At 68.8% G+C, this 17,743-nt stretch carries 13 protein-coding genes; 4 read left to right on the top strand and 9 right to left on the bottom strand.

The window, feature by feature from the left end; translation table 11 throughout:
* Positions 1 to 8 precede the first annotated feature (8 nt).
* A complete protein-coding gene (gene ptsN, locus ACZ5M6_RS15990; RefSeq protein ID WP_201463120.1) occupies positions 9 to 476 on the top strand; it encodes a PTS IIA-like nitrogen regulatory protein PtsN in 468 nt (155 codons plus the stop codon).
* A gap of 29 nt (positions 477 to 505) precedes the next feature.
* Here the strand turns inward: ptsN and ACZ5M6_RS15985 are convergent, their stop codons facing one another.
* The 5 genes from ACZ5M6_RS15985 to ACZ5M6_RS15965 form a co-directional block, all read right to left on the bottom strand.
* The gene (locus ACZ5M6_RS15985) at positions 506 to 754 is read right to left on the bottom strand and encodes a DUF1150 family protein (RefSeq protein ID WP_054766640.1); all 249 of its coding nucleotides are present in this window, start codon (positions 752 to 754) and stop codon (positions 506 to 508) included.
* Positions 755 to 816: 62 nt separating this feature from the next.
* The gene (locus ACZ5M6_RS15980) at positions 817 to 1,239 is read right to left on the bottom strand and encodes an Hsp20 family protein (protein WP_182714238.1); all 423 of its coding nucleotides are present in this window, start codon (positions 1,237 to 1,239) and stop codon (positions 817 to 819) included.
* Between the two features lie 113 nt (positions 1,240 to 1,352).
* The gene (locus ACZ5M6_RS15975; RefSeq protein WP_464159112.1) at positions 1,353 to 2,666 is read right to left on the bottom strand and encodes an ammonium transporter; all 1,314 of its coding nucleotides are present in this window, start codon (positions 2,664 to 2,666) and stop codon (positions 1,353 to 1,355) included.
* Between the two features lie 45 nt (positions 2,667 to 2,711).
* A complete protein-coding gene (gene gltB / locus ACZ5M6_RS15970) occupies positions 2,712 to 7,223 on the bottom strand; it encodes a glutamate synthase large subunit (protein ID WP_464159111.1) in 4,512 nt (1,503 codons plus the stop codon).
* Positions 7,220 to 8,647 carry an NAD(P)-dependent oxidoreductase gene (locus ACZ5M6_RS15965; protein WP_464159110.1) on the bottom strand — a complete coding sequence of 476 codons (1,428 nt, stop codon included), beginning with the start codon at positions 8,645 to 8,647 and terminating at the stop codon, positions 7,220 to 7,222. Before ACZ5M6_RS15965 ends, gltB begins: the two co-directional genes overlap by 4 nt.
* 229 nt (positions 8,648 to 8,876) lie before the next feature.
* On the opposite strand from ACZ5M6_RS15965, the gene ACZ5M6_RS15960 reads away from it, so the two are divergent.
* A complete protein-coding gene (locus ACZ5M6_RS15960) occupies positions 8,877 to 11,300 on the top strand; it encodes a membrane-bound PQQ-dependent dehydrogenase, glucose/quinate/shikimate family (RefSeq protein WP_464159109.1) in 2,424 nt (807 codons plus the stop codon).
* A 56-nt stretch (positions 11,301 to 11,356) separates the two neighbouring features.
* Here the strand turns inward: ACZ5M6_RS15960 and ACZ5M6_RS15955 are convergent, their stop codons facing one another.
* From ACZ5M6_RS15955 to proB, 4 genes are read right to left on the bottom strand one after another with little or no spacing between them, the layout of a single operon-like run.
* Positions 11,357 to 11,692 (bottom strand): type II toxin-antitoxin system PemK/MazF family toxin, encoded by a 336-nt coding sequence (locus ACZ5M6_RS15955; protein WP_054766634.1) that lies wholly within the window; start codon positions 11,690 to 11,692, stop codon positions 11,357 to 11,359.
* Positions 11,679 to 11,894 carry an AbrB/MazE/SpoVT family DNA-binding domain-containing protein gene (locus ACZ5M6_RS15950; protein ID WP_152950955.1) on the bottom strand — a complete coding sequence of 72 codons (216 nt, stop codon included), beginning with the start codon at positions 11,892 to 11,894 and terminating at the stop codon, positions 11,679 to 11,681. Before ACZ5M6_RS15950 ends, ACZ5M6_RS15955 begins: the two co-directional genes overlap by 14 nt.
* A 46-nt stretch (positions 11,895 to 11,940) precedes the next feature.
* Complete coding sequence (locus ACZ5M6_RS15945) at positions 11,941 to 13,212, bottom strand: glutamate-5-semialdehyde dehydrogenase (protein ID WP_054766632.1); 1,272 nt, start codon at positions 13,210 to 13,212, stop codon at positions 11,941 to 11,943.
* Entirely contained in the window at positions 13,209 to 14,366 is a 1,158-nt protein-coding gene (gene proB, locus ACZ5M6_RS15940; RefSeq protein WP_464159108.1) for a glutamate 5-kinase, read from the bottom strand. Before proB ends, ACZ5M6_RS15945 begins: the two co-directional genes overlap by 4 nt.
* A gap of 64 nt (positions 14,367 to 14,430) precedes the next feature.
* Between proB and ACZ5M6_RS15935 the strand changes: the two genes are divergently transcribed.
* Complete coding sequence (locus ACZ5M6_RS15935; RefSeq protein ID WP_464159107.1) at positions 14,431 to 15,213, top strand: ZIP family metal transporter; 783 nt, start codon at positions 14,431 to 14,433, stop codon at positions 15,211 to 15,213.
* A gap of 234 nt (positions 15,214 to 15,447) precedes the next feature.
* Positions 15,448 to 17,667, top strand: coding sequence for a glycoside hydrolase family 3 N-terminal domain-containing protein (locus ACZ5M6_RS15930; protein ID WP_464159106.1), 2,220 nt, complete (start codon positions 15,448 to 15,450; stop codon positions 17,665 to 17,667).
* Positions 17,668 to 17,743: the final 76 nt, after the last annotated feature.

The following is a 17,743-nucleotide window of genomic DNA, read 5'->3' as shown; positions in this document are numbered from 1 at the left end:
CGGCTACAATGCATATCGCAGACCTCCTGGCGCCCAACGGCGTAGTGCTGCGCGGCGGCGCTTCTTCCAAGCGGCAAGCGCTGCACGCGGTCGCTGAGGCGGCCGCCCAGGCCATGGGCGTGGATCAGACCCGCGTGTTCGAAGCCCTGCTGGAGCGCGAAGCCCTGGGCTCCACCGGCCTTGGGTCGGGCGTCGCCGTGCCGCACGCCCGGCTGAAGGAGATCGATCGGGTTTCGGCCGTCTTCGTGCGCCTGGATTCGCCGGTCGCCTATGACGCCGTCGACGATCGCCCGGTGGATCTTCTGTTCGCCCTGTTCGCTCCGCCCAAGGATGGGGCCGAGCATCTGCGCGCGCTGGCCGCGGCGTCTCGCGCCCTGCGTTCAGCCGAGCTGAGGGAACAGTTGCGTCAGGCGCACACCGCCGACGCGATCCGCGCCCTGTTCGTCAAGGACGACGCTCCCGCGACCGCCGCCTGACAGCAGGCGGCGGCCTCTTCCCTTTCCGCTCAGTGAACCGAGACGGGCTCCAGCTCGTGTGCGACGGCGGCCGCAAAGGCGGTGTCGCGGTCCAGCATCACTGCCAGGCGTTCGCCGTCGGCGCTGTGGACGGCGTAGAGCGACTGGTTCGGGTCGAAGGCGACGTCCTTCATCTCGACCGCCTCTTCCAGCAGGTCGGACGCCTTCACCTCGCGCACATAGACGAGGTCAGGGGCGCCCAGGCCCGCAAAATCTTCCTTGGTCATAATCGGCGTCATAGGACCGCCTCCTTTGATTTCACAACGCCCGGATCGCCGGGCGGTTCGAACGGCCGCGCTTTTCAGCTCGCGGTGATGGGAATGCGCCGCACCTGGCGTTCCGCCTCGGGCCGGATCAGATCGACGTGTAGCAGACCGTGTTCCAGCCGCGCGCCCTGAACCTCCAGCCCGTCGGCGAGGACGAAGCTCCTGACGAAGCCGCGAGAGGCGATGCCGCGATGCAGGAAGGCCTGTTCGCCCTTGCCGGCCTCGTCGCGCTTGCCGGCGATGATCAGCTGACGCCCCTCAAGCGTGATGGCCAGCTCGTCCGGCGAAAAGCCGGCGACAGCCAGGCTGATCCGAACCCCCGTGTCGGCGATCTGCTCGACATTATAGGGCGGATAGCTCTCGGCGGCGGCCTTGGCGGCGCGGTCGATCAGGGCGCGCGTATGGTCAAAGCCCAGCAGAAAGGGGCTGTCGAACAGAACGGTGCGGGTCGTCGTCATCTGGGTCCTCGAAAAAGCGACCGACCGACGGTCTCCCGCAAACGGCAAGACCTTCGGTCACAGATGAAGATGGGGGTGAACGGGGACAGGATCAACCGCCCCTGTCCATGACCTCAGTGGATGGCTTCGCCATGCTGGGTATAGTCCAGTCCCTCGACCTCTTCGTCCCTGGCGACGCGCAGGCCGGTGGTGAACTTGCAGATCATCAGGACCACGAAGGTGCCGGCCGCGCTCCAGACGACGGCGCCGCCCAGGCCCACGGCCTGTTTCCACACGGTCGCGCCCTCGGACAGGGCGTTGACGCTGGTGGTGGCGAAGACGCCGGTCAAAAGGGCGCCGACGATGCCGCCGATCCCGTGCACGCCGAAGGCGTCCAGACTGTCGTCGTATTTCAGGGCGTGCTTCAGCCAGACCGCTCCGGCGTAGCAGGCCGGGCCGGCGATCAGGCCGATGAAGAAGGCGCCCTTGGGATCGACAAAGCCGGCGGCGGGGGTGATGGCGACCAGACCGCCCACGATGCCGGACAGCAGGCCCAGCAGGGTCGGGCGTTTGCGGTCGAACCATTCGATCGCCATCCAGCCCAGGGCGGCGGCTGCGGCGGCCAGGATGGTGTTGAAGGCCGCGGTGGCCGCCAGGGCGTCGGCCGCCCCGGCCGACCCGGCGTTGAAGCCGATCCAGCCGACCAGCAGCAGGCCCGTGCCGATGGCGCTATAGACCAGATTGGCGGGGGCCATGTTGTCGCGGCCGAAGCCGTGGCGCGGCCCCAGCACCAGGGCGCAGACCAGGCCGGCGACGCCCGCATTGACGTGAACCACCGCACCGCCCGCGAAATCCAGCACCCCCAGTCCGCCCAGATAGCCGCCGCCCCAGACCTGATGGCAGATCGGCGCATAGACGATCAGGTGCCACAGGGCGAAGAACAGCAGGCTGGCCGAAAACTTCATTCGTTCGGCGAAGGCGCCGGCGATCAGGGCCGGGGTTATGATGGCGAAGGTCATCTGGAAACTGACGAACAACAGTTCGGGCAGGCCCGGCAGCAGGCTGTGCGCCGTCTGCATCGTCACCCCGTTCAGGAAGGCCGCCTGGACCCCGCCGATCAGACCGTTGACCGCGTCGGGCCCCTTGCCGAACGACAGGCTGTAGCCGACCAGGAACCACAGCACCGAGACGAGGGCGAAGGCCGCCGCCGACTGGGCGATGACGCTGATGATGTTCTTCTTCCTGACCATGCCGCCGTAGAACAGGGCCAGGCCCGGCAGGGTCATCAGCAGCACCAGGGCGGTGGAGGTCAGAATCCAGGCCGTCGCCGCATTGTCGATGACCAGCGGCGCCTGGTGGGCCAGCAGGGCGGGCGCCGCCAGGGCCGGTGAGGCGAGCGACGCCGCCCCGACGGCGGTGAAGGCGGAAAGGGCGGCGGTTCGGGTCATTTCAGGCGTCTCGGGGAGGAGAGGAAGGAACGGCGCAACCAGGCTTCAGGCCGAAGTCTTAAGCCGTTCCTCCGCCCTGACAATGTCCGTGAGCGGTACGATGCGAACGAAACGGTCAAGCGTGTTGTCCCAGTCGCTCAACAGGCGCCGCGCCAAGGGCGAGGCCGTCGCGGCCAGGTGCGCCTCGACCAGTTCGCGCAGTCGTTCGGCTGCGGCCGCGTCGATGTCGGTCACGCCGGCCAGATCGCCGTTCAGGGCGCGCTCGGCGTGGCCCGGCTGGTCCAGCACGAACAGCTCGCCGCCGCTCATGCCCGCCGCCAGGTTCCAGCCGACCGAGCCCAGCACGACCACCCGGCCGCCGGTCATATATTCGCAGCCGTGGGCGCCCAGGCCCTCGACCACGGCTTCCGCGCCCGAGTTGCGCACCGCGAACCGCTCGCCCGCCGCGCCGGCGACGAACAGCCGGCCGGAGGTCGCCCCGTACAGGGTCGTGTTGCCGCAGATCAGCTGATCCTCGCGCCATTCGGGCGTGCGGATCGAAATCTCGGCTCCCGACAGCCCCTTGCCGACATAGTCGTTGGCCTCGCCCGTCAGATGCAGTTCCAGCCCCTTGGCGGCGAAGGCGCCGAAGCTCTGGCCGGCGATGCCTTCCAGACGCAGCTTCAGCCGTCCGGCCGGACCCTGGGAACCGAAACGCCGCACGATGGCGGAAGAGACGGCGGCGCCGACCGTGCGCTGGGTGTTGTTCAGCGGATAGGACAGTTCCAGCGTCTGGCCCCGATCCAGGAACCGCACCGCATCCTTCAGCACCCGGGCGTCCAGACTGTCGGCGATGGGCTTGCGGCCCTTGTCGGCCCATTTGCCGGCGGCGCCCTCGTCGACCTGAACCAGCAGGGGGTTCAGATCGAGGTCGTCCAGGTGCGCCCCGCCGCGCCGGACCTGACGCAACAGGTCGGTGCGGCCGATGATTTCGTCCATCGTCCGGGCGCCGATCGAGGCCAGAATCTCGCGTGTCTCCTCGGCGATGAAGGTGAACAGGTTGACCACCTTGTCCGGCGTGCCGGTGAACTTCTCGCGCAGCCGCTCGTCCTGGGAGCAGACGCCGACGGGGCAGGTGTTCGAATGGCACTGACGCACCATCAGACAGCCCATGGCGATCAGGGCGGCGGTGCCCACCCCGTATTCCTCGGCGCCCAGCATGGCGGCGATGACGACGTCGCGGCCGGTGCGAACCCCGCCGTCGGTGCGCAGGGTCACCGAGCCGCGCAGATTGTTCAGCGTCAGCACCTGATGGGCCTCGGCCAGGCCGATCTCCCACGGCAGGCCGGCGTGTTTGATCGACGTCTGGGGCGAGGCGCCGGTGCCGCCGTTGTGGCCGGCGATCAGAATGGCGTCGGCATTGGCCTTGGCCACCCCGGACGCAATGGCCCCGATGCCCGAGGCGGACACCAGCTTCACCGTCACCTTGGCGTCTGGGTTGATGGCCTTCAGATCATAGATCAGCTGGGCCAGATCCTCGATCGAATAGATGTCGTGGTGCGGCGGCGGGCTGATCAGGGTCGTGCCGGGCACGGCGTGGCGCATCCGGGCGATGAACTCTGTCACCTTGAAGCCGGGCAGTTGGCCGCCCTCGCCGGGCTTGGCGCCCTGGGCCACCTTGATCTCGATCTCGCGGCACTGGTTCAGATATTCGGCCGTGACGCCGAACCGGCCCGAGGCCACCTGTTTCACCGCCGAGTTGGCGTCGTCGCCGTTGGGGCGCGGATGATAGCGTTCCGGATCCTCGCCGCCCTCGCCAGACACCGAGCGGGCGCCGATGCGGTTCATGGCGATGTTCAGCGTCTCGTGCGCCTCAGGCCCCAGGGCGCCCAGGGACATGGCCTGGGTCAGGAAGCGGCGGCGGATGTCCGACACGCTCTCCACCTGATCGATGGGAATCGGCGTCCCTTCGCGGAAGTCCAGCAGGTCGCGCAGCGACAGGTCCGGCTGGTTTCTGACGGCTTCCGAGAACTGCTTGAACCGGCGATAGTCGCCCCGGTTGCAGGCGTCCTGCAGCAGATGGATCGTCTTGGCCTCGTGGGCGTGAGCCTCGCCGCCCGCACGGATCTTGAAGAAGCCGCCGATGGCGGGGGAGGGCTGGGCCTCGCCCCAGGCGACCTTGTGCCGCTTCAGCGCCGCCTGCTCCAGACCCGCCAGACCGATGCCGGAGATGCGCGACGGGGCGCCGGGGAAGAACTCGGCCGTCAGGGCCCGCGACAGGCCCAACACCTCGAACTCGCATCCGCCGCGATAGGCGGAGATGACGCTGATCCCCTTGCGCGCCAGGGTCTTCAAGAGGCCCGCCTCGATGCCCTTCTTGTAGTTCAGACAGGCGTCGCGCAGGGTCAGGCCGGGGTACAGACCCCGGTCCAGACGCTCCTGGAACAGGTCCTGGGCCAGCCAGGCGTTGACGGTGGTGGCCCCGACCCCGACCAGAACGGCGAACCCATGCGGGTCCAGGGTCTCGGCGGTGCGGACCACGATCGAGCAATAGGTCCGCAGACCCGCCGCGGTCAGCCGCCCGTGAACCCCGGCGGTGGCCAAGATCATCGGGGCCGCCAGTCGCGTCGCCGAGCTTTGCTGGTCGGTCAGCACGATCAGGGCGGCGCCGTCGCGGGCGGCGGCCTCGGCCTCGTCCATAATCCGGTCTAGGGCCGCGCGCAGGCCCGCGCCGGGCCGCGCGTCGTCGGCCGGGACGTCATAGCTGCAGTCGATGACCACGGTCGAACCCGCGCCGACAGTCGCGACCATCCGCTCGTACATGCCGTTGGTCAGGACGGGGCTGTCCAGAACAAAGACGTCGGTCTGCGCCTCTTCCTGAGCCAGGATGTTGCCCAGGTTCTTGAACCGGGTCTTCAGGCTCATCGCCCCGGCTTCGCGCAGGGGGTCGATGGGCGGATTTGTCACCTGGCTGAAGTTCTGGCGGAAATAGTGGCTCAGCGGGCGCGGCAGGGCCGACAGAACCGCCGGCGGGGCGTCGTCGCCCATGGAGCCGACCGCCTCCTTGCCGTCGCGCACCAGGGCGTCCAGCAGCAGATCCAGATCTTCGCGGCTGTAGCCGGCGGCGATCTGGCGGCGGGTCAGGTCCTCGCCGGAGGCCGAACGCGGTTCCGGTCCGGGGCCGATGATCGGCTCCAGATCGACCATATTGTCCAGCCACTCCGTATAGGGGTGGGCGGCGGCCAGGGCGTCGACGGCCTCATGCTCGTCATAGACCCGGCCATGCTTCATATCGACGGCGATCAGCTTGCCGGGGCCGATGTGCAGGCGCCGCTTCACCCGGCTTTCGGGAATGGGCACCAGACCCGCTTCCGACCCGGCCATCAGCAGACCATCGACCGTCTCGACGGCGCGCAGCGGGCGCAGGCCGTTCCGGTCCTTGCCCGCCACGATCCAGCGACCGTCGGCGGCGCAGATGGCGGCCGGACCGTCCCACGGCTCCATCACGGCGTTGCAATAGGCGTAGAAGGCCCGGTGTTCGGGCGGCATGACGACGTCGTCCTTGGCCCAGGCCTCGGGGATCAGCAGGGCCTTGGCCATCGGTGCGGGGCGACCGGCGTGGACCAGCACCTCCATCACATTGTCCAGGGCGGCCGAGTCGGACCCGCCCGGCTGGACCACCGGCTTCACCTCGCGGTCGCGATCCCCGAAGGCTTGGGCGGCCATGCGGATCTCGTGCGACTTCATCCAGTTCAGATTGCCCTTCAGCGTGTTGATCTCGCCGTTGTGGGCCAGCATGCGGAAGGGCTGGGCCAGCTTCCATTCCGGGAAGGTGTTGGTCGAATAGCGCTGGTGGAAGACGGCGTAGGCCGAAACGAAGCGCGGGTCTTCCAGATCGGGATACAGGTCGCCCAGCAGTTCGGCCCGCACCATGCCCTTATAGGCGATGGAGCGCGCGGACAGGGTGCAGATATAGACGCCGGCCAGGTTCTCGGTCTTGACCGTCTTTTCGATGCGGCGGCGGCACAGGTACAGTTCACGCTCCAGCGCCTCGCCGTCCAGCGGCTGGCCGGCGTCGTCCAGCGGCGGGGCCAGCATGATCTGTTCGATCTCGGGCCGGGTGGCTCCGGCCTTGGTCCCGACGACCGACAGGTCGATGGGCGTCTGACGCCAGCCGTAGATCCAGAAGCCGGCGCGCAGGGCCTCGGTCTCGACGATGGCGCGGGCGCGGTCCTGGGCCCCCAGGTCCGTGCGCGGCAGGAAGACCTGGCCCACGCAGATCGGACCGGGCCGCACGGACTGACCGATCGAGGCCACCTGGTCGGCGAAGAAGCCCTGCGGCAGTTCGCACATGACGCCGGCGCCGTCGCCGGACAGGCCGTCGGGATCGACGGCGCCGCGGTGGGCCACGGCCTTCAGGCTGCGGATCGCATATTCGACCACGTCGCGGCGCGGCGTGCCGTCGATGGAGCAGACCAGGCCCACGCCGCAGGCGTCGCGCTCGGCGCTGCGGTCATAGGCGTTTTCGGCTTCCAGCCGGTCGCGGGTCTGTTCGTACTTGTTCAGCCAATCGGTCATGCCGCGACCTCCTCGGTGCGGGTCTTCAGGTAACGATCGATCTCGGCGGCGGCGTCCTGGCCTTCCCGCACAGCCCAGACGACCAGCGAGGCCCCGCGCACCGCGTCGCCGGCGGCGAAGACGCCGGGCAGGCTGGTGGCGAAGCTGACGGCGCCGACCTTGATGGTGCCGTCGTCGCGGAGTGTCAGGTTCGGCTCATGCGCGGCGAAGGGCTCGGGCGAAAAGCCCAGGGCCTCGATGACGATGTCGGCCGGAATATCGAAGTCGGCGCCGGGCACGGGCACGATGTCGCGCCGCTCGCCGGGGGCCGCCTCGGTCAGTTGCATCCGCGCGGCGCGGACGCCCGTGACGCGATCGCCCTGGGACAGCAGGGCCTTGGGCGCGCCCAGCCATTCGAAGACGACGCCTTCCTCCTCGGCGTTGACCACCTCGCGGGCCGAGCCGGGCATGTTCTCGCGGTCTCGGCGATACAGGCAGGTCACGCTGGCCGCGCCCTGGCGGACGGCGGTGCGGACGCAGTCCATCGCCGTGTCGCCGCCGCCGATCACGACCACCCGCTTGCCGCGCGCCTCGTGCCAGCCGTCCTGTTCGGCGTCGCCCAGGTCGCGCCGGTTCTGGTGCGTCAGATAGGAGAGGGCCGCCACGGTGGAGTCCGGGCCCCGCCCCGGCGCGGACAGGACGCGGGGCTGGTAGACGCCCATGGCCAGGAGGACCACGTCATGGCGGTCGCGCAACTCGGTCAGGGTCACGTCCTTGCCGACCTCGCAGCCCAGGACGAACTGAACGCCGCCGTCGATCAGACGGTCCACGCGCCGCTGGACCACGTGTTTCTCCAGCTTGAAGCCGGGAATGCCGTACATCAGCAGGCCGCCGGCCCGGTCATGACGGTCATAGACGGTGACCTGATAGCCTTCGCTGCGCAGCCGGTCGGCGGCGGCCAGACCTGCCGGTCCCGCCCCGACGATGCCGACGCTCTCGCCGCGCTCGGCCGCAGGCCGGATCGGTTCGACCCAGCCGTTGGCGAAGGCCTGATCCCCCAGCCAGGCCTCGACCGAGCCGATGGTCACGGCGTCCCAGCCGGACTGGTTCAGGGTGCAGCCGCCTTCGCACAACCGGTCCTGCGGGCAGATGCGGCCGCAGATTTCGGGCATGGTCGAGGTCAGAGACGCCACGCGCCAGGCTTCGCGCGCCTCGTTCTCGGCCGACAGGCGCAGCCAGTCGGGGATGTTGTTCTGAAGCGGGCAGGCGTTTTGGCAGAACGGCACGCCGCAGTCGGTGCAGCGCGACGCCTGTTTCTCCGCCGTCTCGGTCGAGGGCGGAATCGTGATCTCACCGAAACCGCGTGTGCGCAGTTCGGCGGAGGCCTTGGACAGGCGGCGGGGTTCGACCACGAAAGTCCCGCCTTGCTTCAGGGTCTTATGCATCCCTCGCATATGCAGCAAAGCGGCGGTGTGAGGCAAATATTATTGCCGCTACGGGCTATTGCTCGAACAAATCGCAACAAATGATCAGATATGCGCGCAATGTGGCGATAAATGTGTGCGCCCGCCGCTCCACTTGGAACGGCTTTAGGGTCTGTAGGCGCCAAATTCGGAACCTGGGCGGCGTCCGTTCGTTGAGCTCGTCTCAACCGCAATCGAAAACGGGGGCTCCATGCCGAGATGGACCACGCCGACGGGGCTGGGAGGATGGCTGACGCTGCTCCTCGGCCTCCTGATCGCCCTGATCGGAGCGATCCTCGCCTTCGGCGGGGCGCAGCTCGCGGCCCTGGGCGGCTCCTGGTATTATCTGATCGTCGGCCTGCTGCTGATCGCCTCGGGCGTGCTGCTGGTCTTGCGCGACGTGCGGGGCGCCTGGATCTACGGCGGCGCCTTCCTGTTCACCCTGGTCTGGGCGCTTTGGGAAAAGGGGCTGGACGGATGGGCCCTGGTCCCGCGTCTGATCGGCCCGCTGGTTCTGATGTTCCTGGTTCTGGCTAGCCTGCCCGTGCTGATGGGGCGGGGCGGCAAACGGCTGGCGGGCGGCGGCGCCCTGGGACTGGCGGTCCTGACGGTGGTGTTCGGCTTCGCCGTGGCCCAGGCCAACCGCGCTCAGATCGCCAGCCCGGCGCCGGGCGCGCGCGGCGCCTACAACGACCCGGCCCTGCTGAAGACCGGCGCCGATTGGCCCGCCTGGGGCGGCACGGACAGCGCCCAGCGCTATTCGCCTCTGACGCAGATCAACAAGGACAATGTCGGTCGACTGGAACGGGCCTGGACCTTCCGCACCGGCGACCTGCCGGAAGAACGGTGGGGCGCGGAGACCACGCCTCTGAAGATCGGCGACACCGTCTATCTCTGCTCGGCCCGCAACAAACTGTTCGCCCTGGACGCGGCGACGGGGCGACGGAAATGGGCCTATGATCCTCAGGTCGCCGACGAGAACATCCCCTATACGGCCGCCTGCCGGGGCGTGACCTATCACGCGCGGGCCGGGGCCGACGCGGCCGAGCCGTGCGCGACCAAGATCATCGAGGGCACTCTGGATGGCCGCATCATCGCGGTGGATGCGCGCACCGGCCGCCCCTGTCCCGCCTTTGGCCAGAACGGCGCCGTCGACATCAAGCGCGGCATGGGCGACCCCTATCCGGGCATGGTGTCCATCACCTCGCCCCCCGTCATCGTGCGCGGGGTGATCGTCACGGGGCATCAGGTGCTGGACGGCCAGAAACGGTGGAACGCCTCGGGCGTGATCCAGGGCTTCGATGTGGAGACGGGTGAACTGCGTTTCGCCTGGGACATGATGCGCCCCGACCGCAACGGCCTGCCGCCGGAAGGAGAGACCTATACGCCGGGCACGCCCAATATGTGGACCACGGCCACGGGGGACGAGGCGCTGGGCCTAGTCTATCTGCCCATGGGTAATTCGTCCGCCGACTACTGGTCCAGCTCGCGGCGACCGGCCGAGAATGAATACTCCACCGCCCTGGTCGCGCTGGACGTGACGACCGGCAAGCCCCGCTGGCATTTCCAGACGGTGCATAAGGACGTCTGGGACTTCGACCTGGGCTCTCAGGCGACCTTAATCGACTTCCCGACGGGGGGCGGCGTGGTTCCGGCCCTGCTGCTGCCCACCAAACAGGGCGACATGTATGTGTTCAACCGCGCCACCGGCCAGTTGCTGCATGGGGTCGAGGAACGTCCGGTCCCGACCACGGGCGGAACCGAACAGGGCCAGCGGTCGCCCACCCAGCCCTTTTCGCTGTTCGCCACCCTGCGCAAGCCCAATCTGGAGGAGCGGGACATGTGGGGCATGTCGCCCATCGACCAGATGTTCTGCCGCATCAACTTCAGGAAGGCGGACTACCAAGGCTACTACACCCCGCCCTCGACCAACCACTACATCAACTATCCCGGCTATAACGGCGGCTCCGACTGGGGCGGCGTGGCGGTCGATCCTGTGCGCGGCGTGATCATCGCCAACTACAACGACATGCCCAACTACAACCGGCTGGTGCCGCGCGAAGAGGCCAATGAGCGGGGCTGGTTCCCGCGCGACGACCCTCGCTACATCGCCCAGCAGCAGGAGGCGAGCGTGCGCGGCGGCAGCCTGTCCAAGGGGGAAGGCGCCGGCGATCCGCAGATCGGCGTCCCCTACGCCATCGACGTCAACGCCGGCTGGCGCGTGAAGTGGACGGGCCTGCTGTGCAAGGAGCCTCCGTACGGCGGCATCACCGCCATCGACATGCGGTCCGGCAAGACCCTGTGGGACCGGCCGTTCGGCACGGCGCGCAAGAACGGGCCGTGGGGCATCCCCTCGCACCTGCCGCTGGAGATCGGCACGCCGAACAACGGCGGTTCGGTGGTGACGGCCGGCGGCCTGATCTTCATCGCCGCGGCGACCGACGACCTGATCCGCGCCATCGACATCGAAACCGGCGAGACCGTCTGGTCCGACGTCCTGCCGGCCGGCGGCCAGGCCAATCCGATGATCTATGAGCAGAACGGCCGCCAGTATCTCGTCATCATGGCGGGCGGCCACCACTTCATGGAGACGCCCCGCGGCGACTATGTGATCGCCTATGCTCTGCCGACCTGAGACAGGACGACCCTCTCCCTTCCGGATCGGAGGGGAGAGGTTCATCGCGTCGGCGTTCAGAGCTTGGCGCGCACCGACTGCATCGCTCGCGCCAGCCGGTCCGGATCGATCCGCCCCAGCTTCTTAGCCACGGCTGCATCTATGGTGGCGATCTTGACCGGACGAATTAGCGAGGGCGCCGGCAGACCGGCAGCGGCATAGTCCTCGTCCAGCGGCACATCCTCCGCCCATCTGCGGTTCTCGGCGCTGGTGATCATCACTACCCATAACAGCCGGTCCGACTCGCCAAGCGGACCGTTGGACACGACCATAGCAGGGCGGTGCTGGCGTGTGTTCCGATCGGTGTAGGGGAAAGGGACGCGGACGACGTCTCCGCGCTCAAAGTCCGGCATAGGCCTTGCGGTCCGCCTCGGTGTCCCATTCGTCGAAGGCGCTGAACGGATCGTCCGCAGGCGCGCGCCACGCCTTGCGCAGAATGGCTCGGTCGCCGTCCAGATCATACTGGATCTCGTCGCCGTCCTGCAGATTCAACGCCGTGCGGACGGCCTGCGGGATGGTGGTCTGGGCCTTGGATGTGAGGCGGCTTTTGATCATGGCGAGACGGTAAGGAATTTCCTTACTGTTCGCAACCCGTCTGCGCTCAGGGTCGGGTCTGGCCCCGTCCGCGCACGACGTATTTGTAGGTGGTCAGCTGTTCCGCCCCCACCGGACCACGGGCGTGCAGGCGGGCGGTGGAGATGCCGATCTCGCCGCCGAAGCCGAACTCGCCGCCGTCCGCGAACTGGGTCGAGGCGTTGATCAGGACGATGGCGCTGTCCACACGGGCGGCGAACCGTTCGGCCGCCTCGGCGTCGGTAGTGACGATCGCCTCGGTGTGGCCTGAGCCGTAGCGGGCGATGTGCGCCGTCGCCGCGTCCAGGTCCTCCACCACCCGCACCGAAAGGATCGGCGCGAGATACTCTGTGGTCCAGTCCGCCTCTTCGGCGGGCGCCATTTCCGGGACCAGGGTCCGCGCCTCGGCGTCGCCGCGCAGTTCGCAGCCTGCCGCGATCAGGTCCGTCGCCACCGGCGGCAGCAGGCGCTCGGCCGCCGCGCGATCGACCAGCAGGGTCTCGGTTGCGCCGCAAATGGAGACGCGCCGCATCTTGGCGTTCAGCACGACGGCCCGCGCCATGTCCAGGTCTGCGGCTTCGTGCAGATAGGTGTGGTTCAGCCCCTCCAGATGGCTGAGCACGGCGGTCTTGGCCTCCGCCTGGACGCGGGCGACCAGGCTCTTGCCGCCGCGCGGAATGATGACGTCGATCGCCCCGTCCAGCCCGCCCAGCATCAGGCCGACGGCTTCGCGGTCGGGCGTATCGACCAGTTGCACCGCATCCGCCGGCAGGCCGGCCTCCGCCAGGGATTCCGCGATCAGGCCGGCGATGGCGAGGGAGGACTGGAGGCAATCCGATCCACAGCGCAGGATGGCGGCGTTGCCCGAGCGGATGCACAGGGCGGCGGCGTCGGCGGTGACGTTGGGCCGGCTCTCATAGATCACGCCCAGCACCCCGATCGGGGTGCGGACCCGCGCGATGTCCAGACCGTTGGCGGGGGTCCAGCGCTCGGTCTCGACGCCCAGGGGATCGGGCACGGCGGCGATGGTCTTGACCGCCTGGGCCATGCCGGCGACGCGGGCGGGGGTCAGCAGCAATCGGTCGATTTGGGCCTCGGCCATGCCGTTCGCACGGGCTGCGGCCACGTCTCGGGCGTTGGCGGCCAGAATGTCCGCCTCGGCGGCGGTCAATCGTCGGGCCAGGCTGTCTAGCGCGCGGGTGCGGGCGCCGGCCGGGGCGTCGCGCAGACCCGCCGCAGCGGCGCGGGCGCATCGGCCCCGCTCCAGCATCTGTTCGTTCAGCGTCAGAGTCTCGGTCATCGGTCGTCCAGCACCAGGTCGTCGCGGTGGATCAGGACCGAGGCGCCGCGATAGCCCAGAACGGACTCGATCTCATCGCTGCGGCGGCCCCGGATGCGGGCGGCCTCTTCGGCGGCGTAGGCGGCTAAGCCCACCCCGACAGGCCGGTTTTCGGCGTCGATCAGGCGCACGCAGTCGCCCTTTTCGAAGTCGCCCGAGACGGCCGTGACCCCGGCGGGCAGCAGGCTTTTGCCGGCCTTCAGCGCGGCCACGGCGCCGGGGTCCAGCGTCAGGGTTCCGGCGGGCGACAGGCTGCCGGCGATCCACTGCTTATAGGCGGCCATCGGGGTGTCGGGCGCCGTGATCAGGGTGGCGCGCGCCCCGGTGCGAACCGCGCTCAGAGGCGACAGGGTCTGGCCCGAGGCGATAACGGTGGCGCAGCCGGCTGAGCGGGCGATCTGTGCGGCGGCCAGCTTGGTCGCCATGCCGCCGGTGCCGACCCCGGCCTGGGCGTTGGCGCCGCCGCCCATGGCCAGGACGTCGGGGCCGAGGCTCTCGATCAGAGGCAGGTGGACGGCGGCCGGGTCGCGACGCGGGTCGGCTGTGTAGAGGCCGTCGACGTCCGACAGCAGCACCAGCAGATCGGCCCGCGCCAGCTGAGCCGTGCGCGCCGCCAGCCGGTCGTTGTCGCCATAGCGGATCTCTTCGGTGGCGACGGTGTCGTTCTCATTGACGATGGGCACGACCCCGTGGGCCAGCAGGGCCTCGACCGTGGCGCGGCCGTTCAGCCAGCGCCGGCGCCGCTCGGTGTCGTCGCGGGTCAAGAGGACCTGCCCGGCGACCAGACCATGGGGCGCCAGGGCTTCGGACCAGGCGGCCATCAGCAGGGACTGGCCCACCGATGCCGCCGCCTGCTTGTCCTCCAGCCGCGCGCCCAGGTTCGGCAGGCGGCCGCGCCCCAGTGCGATCGAACCGGACGAGACGACGATCACCTCGCGGCCCTCAGCCTTCAGTCGCGCCAGATCCTGGGCCATGGCGGCCAGCCAGTCGCGCGTCGGCCGCCGCGTCTCGGCGTCGATCAACAGGGATGATCCGATCTTGACCACGACCCGGCGGGCGGCCCCCAGGGCGGAGGCGGCGTCCGGGCGCGGCGCGGGGGAGGCGGCCTGGGACATGAAGGTTTCTCTAAACGCCCCATCGCCGCTTGTCTCTTGTCGTGTGCGGCGTCACAGCAGGGCGATGATGGAATCCCTGTCCCCTATCGCCGCGGGCGCCCTGGGCAGTCTGGCGGCGGGTCTGATGACGGCGGTCGGCGCTGCGCCGATGCTGGTGGTCAAAAGGCCCGGTCAGCAGACCCAGAGCGTGCTCCTGGGCTTCGCCGCCGGCGTCATGCTGGCGGCCTCCTTCTTCTCGCTGATCATGCCGGGGGTGGAGGTGTTGCAAACGGGCGGGACGTCGCGCGGCTGGGCGGCGGCGACAATGGCGGCGGCGGTGCTGATCGGCGCGACCGTGGTCGGCCTGTTGAACCGGTTCGCGCCCGTGGACATGCTGGCGATCGGACCGGCCCAGTCGCAACATCTGGCGCGCCGCATCTGGCTGTTCATCATCGCCATAACCCTGCACAACTTCCCCGAGGGCGCGGCCGTGGGCGTCAGCTTCGGCGGCGGCGACCTGCACCAGGGGCTGGCGACGACGTTCGGCATCGGCATTCAGAACATGCCCGAGGGCCTGGCCGTCTCGGCCGCCATGGCCTCTTTGGGATACGGCCGCATCGCCGCCTTTGCGGCCGCCCTGGCCTCGGGTCTGGTCGAGCCGGTCGGCGGGCTGATCGGCGCGAGCGTGGTCGGCGCCTTGCCCGGCGCCCTGCCCTGGGGCCTGGGTCTGGCGGCCGGAGCCATGATCTATGTCGTCACCGCAGAGATCATTCCCGAGACGCGTGAGCGATCGACCGGCGACGGCTCCATGATCGGGCTGATGATCGGTCTGGTCGGCATGATGTTCCTGGACATCGCCCTGGGCTGAGCTTGGCCTTTAGGCTGCTCTCGAGTTGAAGGACTTCGGGCGCCTGTTACATCATTTACATGCGGCGCGGGTCTGGACGGGGGCGGTCGCCAGAGGTTAGGCCACCAGTTCGCCGATCCATCTGCCCCGAAGGAGCGCCCCATTAAGACGCGACCTGAAAAGCCTTCGGCTTCCCGTCGAAACTTCTTGTCTGGCCTCGGGCTTCTCGCCCTGATGGGCGCCGGAGTGTATTCCATGCCTGCTTCCGCCGAAACCGCCCGCGCCGTTCAGCGTCACCGCCAGCGGATCGAGGATCTGATTTCGGCCATGACGGTTGAGGAGAAGGCGGGCCAGCTCAATCTGCTCGCCGATCCGTTCCGCTGGATGCCGACGGCGGTGAACCCGCTGGACGGCACGGGCGACCCGGCGCGCGTCACCGCCATGATCCGCGAGGGCAAGGTCGGCAGCCTGTTCAACGGCATCGGCGCCGAGGCCGGCCGCCGCATTCAGCAGGTCGCGATGGAAGAGAGCCGGCTGAAGATCCCACTGCTGTTCGCGGCGGACGTGATCCACGGCCTGTCCACCATCTTCCCCGTGCCCCTGGCCGAGGCGGCGGCTTTCGACACCCAACTGGCCTATCGCACCGCCCGAGCGGCGGCGGTGGAGACGGCGGCCTCGGCCGTGCACCAGACCTACGCCCCCATGGTGGACGTGGCCCGCGACCAGCGCTGGGGCCGCAACGTCGAGGGCGCGGGCGAGGACGTTCTGCTGAATAATCTGCTGGCCGCCGCCCGGGTGCGCGGCTTCCAGGGCGAAAAGGGGCTGGACGACCGCGACGCCGTCTTGGCCACCGCCAAACACATGGCCGCCTATTCGGCCGCCGTCGGCGGGGTCGAGTACAACACCACCGACATGAGCGAACAGACCCTGCGCGGGGTCTTCCTGCCGCCGTTCAAGGCGGCGGTGGACGCGGGTTGCCTGTCGATCATGAGCGCCTTCAACGATCTGAACGGGGTGCCGGCCTCCGGCAGCCGCAAACTGCTGACCGACATTTTGCGCGGCGAATGGGGTTTCGAGGGCTTCGTCGTCTCCGACTACACCTCCGAACAGGAGCTGATCGCCCACGGCTTCGCCGAGGACGGCCGCGACGCCGCCCGCCTGGCCTTCAACGCCGGCGTAGATGTGTCGATGGTCTCGGGCCTCTATCTGGAGCATCTGCCCAGCCTGGTCGCCTCGGGCGAGGTGTCGATGGCCCGACTGGACGAGGCGGTGCGCCGTCTGCTGCACACCAAGGCGGCGCTGGGCCTGTTCGACGATCCCTATCGCGGCACGGACGTGGCGCGTGAGAAGGCCGTGGTCGGCTCGCGCGATCATATCGCCCTGTCGCGCGAAGCGGGCCGCAAGTCCGTGGTCCTGCTGAAGAACGACAACGGCCTTCTGCCGCTGAACAAGAGCCAGAAGATCGCCCTGATCGGCCCGTTCGCCGACGACGTGGACAATGTCTGGGGGCCGTGGACCATCTGGGGCGCGCCTGAGCGTCGCGTCTCGCTGGAGGCCGGCTTCCGCGCCGCCATGAGCGATCCGCAAGCCCTGACCGTCGCGCGCGGCTCCGGCGTCGAGAGCGCGCTGGACGGCGGCATCGACGAGGCTGTCCGTGCGGCCGCCAACGCTGATGTCATCGTGCTGGCCATCGGCGAAAGCCAGAAGATGTCGGGCGAGGCACAGTCCCGCACTGAGATCGTCGTGCCGGCGCCGCAGATGGCTCTGGTGGACGCCATGGCCGCTCTGAACAAGCCCATGGTCATCCTGCTGCGCAACGGCCGGGCCCTGGCGCTGGAGGGCAATGTCAAGAACGCCCAAGCCGTCGTCGTGACCTGGTTCCTGGGCGAGCAGATGGGCCACGCCGTCGCCGACGTGATCTTCGGCGAGCATGGCCCCTCGGCCCGCCTGCCGATCAGCTTCCCGCACAAGTCGGGCCAGCAGCCCTATTCCTACGACCACAAGAACACGGGACGTCCGGCCAACCCGGACCTGCCGGTCGAGGAATACAAGGCCCGCTATCGCGAGACGACCAATACAGCCCTCTATCCGTTCGGTTTCGGCCTGACCTATGGCGAGGTGGTCTATGGGCCGGTTGAGATGGCGAGCGATCAACTGCCGTGGAACGGGACGCTGGACGTCGCCGTCACCGTGACCAACCGGGGCGCCCACGCGGCCGAGGAACTGGTGCAGCTCTATATCCACGACCGGGTCGCCAGCCTGACCCAGCCGGGCCGTCTGCTGAAGGATTTCAAACGGGTCAGCCTGCGTCCCGGTCAGAGCCAGACGGTGCGTTTCACCCTGAACCCGCGTCAGCTGGGCTTCATCGGCGAGGACGGCGCCTACCGGATCGAGCCGGGCCTGTTCGACCTATGGCTGGCCCCGCACGCCCAGGGCGGCTCGGCGGCTCAGTTTCGTCTGATCGACCCGGCCTGATCCTGCGGACGTTGACGGAGCGGACGGCAGGGCTTAACGAGCCCGCCGTTTGTCTTCGGCCTCCTTTCGGGCTGGA

Source organism: Brevundimonas sp. Br13 (assembly GCF_055391505.1).
This window is presented reverse-complemented; position numbering and strand designations above follow the sequence as displayed.

Excerpts from the sequence above, each read along its gene's own strand:
- ACZ5M6_RS15965 (WP_464159110.1), bottom strand. The coding sequence starts at position 8,647 with ATGCATAAGACCCTGAAGCAAGGCGGGACTTTCGTGGTCGAACCCCGC.
- ACZ5M6_RS15980 (WP_182714238.1), bottom strand. The coding sequence starts at position 1,239 with ATGACGACGACCCGCACCGTTCTGTTCGACAGCCCCTTTCTGCTGGGC.
- ACZ5M6_RS15930 (WP_464159106.1), top strand. The coding sequence starts at position 15,448 with ATGCCTGCTTCCGCCGAAACCGCCCGCGCCGTTCAGCGTCACCGCCAG.
- ACZ5M6_RS15950 (WP_152950955.1), bottom strand. The coding sequence starts at position 11,894 with ATGATCAAAAGCCGCCTCACATCCAAGGCCCAGACCACCATCCCGCAG.
- proB (WP_464159108.1), bottom strand. The coding sequence starts at position 14,366 with ATGTCCCAGGCCGCCTCCCCCGCGCCGCGCCCGGACGCCGCCTCCGCC.
- ACZ5M6_RS15975 (WP_464159112.1), bottom strand. The coding sequence starts at position 2,666 with ATGACCCGAACCGCCGCCCTTTCCGCCTTCACCGCCGTCGGGGCGGCG.
- ptsN (WP_201463120.1), top strand. The coding sequence starts at position 9 with ATGCATATCGCAGACCTCCTGGCGCCCAACGGCGTAGTGCTGCGCGGC.
- ACZ5M6_RS15945 (WP_054766632.1), bottom strand. The coding sequence starts at position 13,212 with ATGACCGAGACTCTGACGCTGAACGAACAGATGCTGGAGCGGGGCCGA.
- ACZ5M6_RS15955 (WP_054766634.1), bottom strand. The coding sequence starts at position 11,692 with ATGCCGGACTTTGAGCGCGGAGACGTCGTCCGCGTCCCTTTCCCCTAC.
- ACZ5M6_RS15935 (WP_464159107.1), top strand. The coding sequence starts at position 14,431 with ATGATGGAATCCCTGTCCCCTATCGCCGCGGGCGCCCTGGGCAGTCTG.
- ACZ5M6_RS15960 (WP_464159109.1), top strand. The coding sequence starts at position 8,877 with ATGCCGAGATGGACCACGCCGACGGGGCTGGGAGGATGGCTGACGCTG.
- ACZ5M6_RS15985 (WP_054766640.1), bottom strand. The coding sequence starts at position 754 with ATGACGCCGATTATGACCAAGGAAGATTTTGCGGGCCTGGGCGCCCCT.
- gltB (WP_464159111.1), bottom strand. The coding sequence starts at position 7,223 with ATGACCGATTGGCTGAACAAGTACGAACAGACCCGCGACCGGCTGGAA.